We start from the raw sequence: 3,549 nt of genomic DNA, 5'->3' as shown, positions 1-3,549 counted from the left end.
GCGATCGTGACGGGGTGGTGCATCTGGTGGAGGAAGAGGACGCGGTGGCGATGGGCCATTCGCAGTCTTTCGGGCGGATGAGCGCGTTCCATGGCCAGATGGGCATGTTCACCCGCGCCGCCGCCTACATGCTCAGCCATGGCGCGGACGGCCTGCGGCAGGTGTCGGGCGACGCGGTGCTCAACGCCAATTACGTCCTGCGCCAGCTGGAGGACGTGCTCGACGCGCCCTTCGGGCAGGCGGGGCCGTGCATGCACGAGGCGCTGTTCTCCGACCACGGGCTGGCGTCGGGCTTCTCGACGCTGGACGTGGCCAAGGGGCTCATCGACGAGGGCTATCACTCGATGACGGTCTATTTCCCGCTGGTGGTCCACGGCAGCATGCTCGTCGAACCGACCGAGACCGAGAGCAAGGCCGCGCTCGATCAGTTCATCGGCGCGCTGCGCTCGGTCGCCGAACGCGCCCGCGCCGGCGACACGAGCCTCAAGTCCGCCCCCCACTTCGCCCCCCGCCGCCGCCTCGACGAAACCGGCGCCGCCCGCGCCCCCGTCCTGGTCCAGCGCAAGGAAAGCGGGACCCGCTAACCACCCGCCCGTCCTCGCCGCCCGTCGCCCCTGCGCAGGCAGGGGCCCATGTCTCTTGAGCGGCGTGGGCGGTGGATGGGGCATGCCTGCGCGGGCCGGTGGGGGCGCCGCATGCTGGCTTGGCCCGCGTCGCAGCGGGATATGCTGAGTCGGTCGCGCTTGGTCCCGCGCCGTGCAGCCAAAAGCTGCGCGTTTAGCGATCTCCCTCGCAACGACCGACGAAGTCGGTGGCGGCCTTCACGCGTATGATCCGGCTGTTGCGATCATAGTCGATCCGGGGCTTGTTCATGCCGTTCATCCGGTACTGTCCGGTGATCCGATCGGGCGCGATCATCAGCCCCTCAATCGGCCACCATCCGTCCGTCCCGCCGGAATGGATCGGGGACACGAGTTTCCCCTGCGGCCGAACGCGTCCGAGCGAACCGTCAATCTCTATTTCGAGATCCGACGAGAAGCTTTCGCGTCCCATCGTCGTCCCGAACTCCGGCTCGAACTTTCGGGTCTTGCTGTTGTAGCGGTAACCGGATGTGCTTTGCGCGGCTGGTCCGCTGCCCGAGCCGATACAGACGAGCGAGATGCGTTCCCCGCTTGGATGGGCCGCCGGCGGGGTCGTCGGCTCCTGCCCGCCATCGCAATTGGCGGGTGGTACGACCGTGATAGCGTCGTAACGTCCATCGGACGTCGCAACGGACACGCACTGGCGGCGGCGCTCGCTCCACCAGAAGCTGAACTTGGTGTCGCGCACCATGTTCGTCATGACATTGCGATAGCCGCGCGCCTCCAGTTGCGTTTCGCCTCCCGCCCCGCGGGCGCCGACCAGATCGGAAAGGTCGGCAGGTGTTTGCGCCAGGGACTTGGCCGCCATGGCCGCTACGAGGATTGCCGCTGACATGCGCATGATCGCTGCCTCCAACCACCGTCCGGAGAACAGCTTAGAGCGAAAATAGGTATCCGACCACCAGCAAGAGGAAACAGCCTTCGAGCAGGAAAGAGACGCGCGTAAACGTCCTTTGACTTGCTCCTCCTCCCGCCCCCCACGTCGCCCCCGCCGCCGCCTCGACGGAACCGGCGCCGCCCGCGCCCCCGTCCTGGTCCAGCGCAAGGAAAGCGGAAGCGGCTAATCCCCTCCTGGAAAGCGGACTTGGCGGCAGCCCGTGGCTGCCGCCAGTCGCTCCTAAAAGACGTGCCGCATGCCAAAGACCACATTGCGTCCACGCAATGGCGATTGATCTTTGACGAACGAAGTGTGCACGAACGCCAGCTCGTTCAGCAGGTTGCTGCCACGCACGTAGAATTCGACCGCCTTCGCTCGACCTAAGTCGAAGCGATAGCTGAGCGTTGCATTCAGCATATCGTAGCCCGGTGTCGCGGTTTCGTAGGACGCAACCTTATCTTGCTTGAATGTGCGGTAATATTCGATGTCGCCCGATAGCGGCCCCGCGTCATGTTCGTAGCGCGCACCGAGACGGCCAGGGGGTATGCGCGGCAGATTGTCGTTTTCGCTGCGCAGGTCCGCATCGACATAGTCGCCGAACAGGGTGACGCGGCCTGCCGGACTGAACTGATAGCTGACCTGACCATCGATGCCTGTGAAGCGCGCCTCCGCTGCCGTATAGATCAGGAAATTGTGCGGAACGCCGGTTTCGGTCTCGGTCTCGATCAGGCGCGCGAAGATGTAGTCGTCGACATTCTGGCGGAACAGGCCGACCTCGAATTCGAGCGGACCGCCGGTGCGCCGCAGCGTGAGGTTGAACGCGTCGGTCGTCTCCATGATGTCCTCGGCGTTCAGGCCGGCATCGCCCAGCACCGGATTGTTGGCGGCCAGCCCCAGTTCGTAGCTGTTGGTCGCCAGATTGTTGCCGCGCGCATAGAGCTCGCGCACGCTCGGCGCGCGCTCGGTATGGCCGAACGAAAGACCGATCGAATAGCCCTGTCCCGCGTTCCACGTGCCGCTGAGCGAGGCTGAAAAGGGATTGTGGCGCACGGTGGGGTTGCGTTCGCGGAATGCCGCCACGTCCTCGGCTTCGAGGATGGTCCGCCAGTCCGCGCCGTACCATTCGACGAACAGGTCGGCGAGTTCGCCGCTGACCGTCTCCCGCCATGCGGGCGGATCGACATTGATGCGGCGCCAGTCCTGACGCACCGCCGCCTCGACATCGAACGCGCCGAACGAGCGGCGCTCGGTCAGGAAGATGCCGACATTCTCGGTCCGATAGTCCGGGTTTCCGTCGAGGCCGTAGGCGCCGTCGGGGAACGGGCGGTGCAGGTTGTTGACGTTGATGCCGCTGAACGTGCCGTCGGTATATTGAACGCCGGCCGTGCCGGTGAAGCCGAGGATCGGCTTGTGCGTCAGTTCGACGCGCCCGTCCCACACCTCGTTGGTGAAGCGGGAGAACAGCAGTTCGCCATCCACCTCGTCATGGGCGTAGTCGGTGTAGGATCCGCGCAGGCGCACATGCTCGAACCCCGGCAGCAGATCGTCATAGTCGGCCCGCAGATCGACGCGGTCGCTATGGAGCCGAACGAATGCCGCGTGGCTGTCCGGCCCGCCGAACGGATCTTCGAACCCGCCATGGGCTTCGCAATGCAGGTCGAGGCCATGCGTATGGCAGACGCCGTTGATATGGCTGTGACCCGGCAGGCCATAATCGCTTTCCATCCGCGAGTATGCCGCGCCGACATAGCCCTTTGCAGTGATCCAGGATGCGCCGACCGAATAGCTGCTGCTCTCGGCAAAGGAATCTCGAAGCCGATCAGATCCGAATCTGCGGGGAACGGCATAGTCTTCGGCGTTGCGGCGCGCGCCTTCGGCGTGGATAGCGAACTGGCCCAGGCCGGCCGTCACTCGGCCGACGAGGCTTTTCTCCTCGTCGCCGGTGCCCAGGCGCACCTCGGTCATCCCGGTGAAGGCGTCGGTCGGCACCGCTTTCGGCACTTTGCTGTCGATCAGGTTGATCGCGCCGTT

General features: G+C 65.3%; 2 protein-coding genes and 1 pseudogene. 1 reads left to right on the top strand and 2 read right to left on the bottom strand.

Annotated elements, in window-relative coordinates; genetic code table 11:
• A pseudogene (locus ACOJSF_RS09620) lies at positions 1–584 on the top strand (aminomethyl-transferring glycine dehydrogenase subunit GcvPB); the annotation flags it as partial.
• Positions 585–777: 193 nt separating this feature from the next.
• On the opposite strand, the gene ACOJSF_RS09615 reads toward ACOJSF_RS09620, so the two are convergent.
• On the bottom strand, positions 778–1,449 hold the full coding sequence (locus tag ACOJSF_RS09615; protein WP_420141992.1) for a hypothetical protein: 672 nt from the start codon (positions 1,447–1,449) through the stop codon (positions 778–780).
• A gap of 309 nt (positions 1,450–1,758) precedes the next feature.
• Positions 1,759–3,549: TonB-dependent receptor domain-containing protein (locus ACOJSF_RS09610; RefSeq protein ID WP_420141991.1), on the bottom strand; the 1,791-nt coding region annotated here is incomplete at its 5' end.

The organism is Sphingomonas sp. (assembly GCF_048594985.1).
GTDB lineage: Bacteria > Pseudomonadota > Alphaproteobacteria > Sphingomonadales > Sphingomonadaceae > Sphingomonas_I.
This window is presented reverse-complemented; position numbering and strand designations above follow the sequence as displayed.

Excerpts from the sequence above, each read along its gene's own strand:
- ACOJSF_RS09615 (WP_420141992.1), bottom strand. The coding sequence starts at position 1,449 with ATGGCGGCCAAGTCCCTGGCGCAAACACCTGCCGACCTTTCCGATCTG.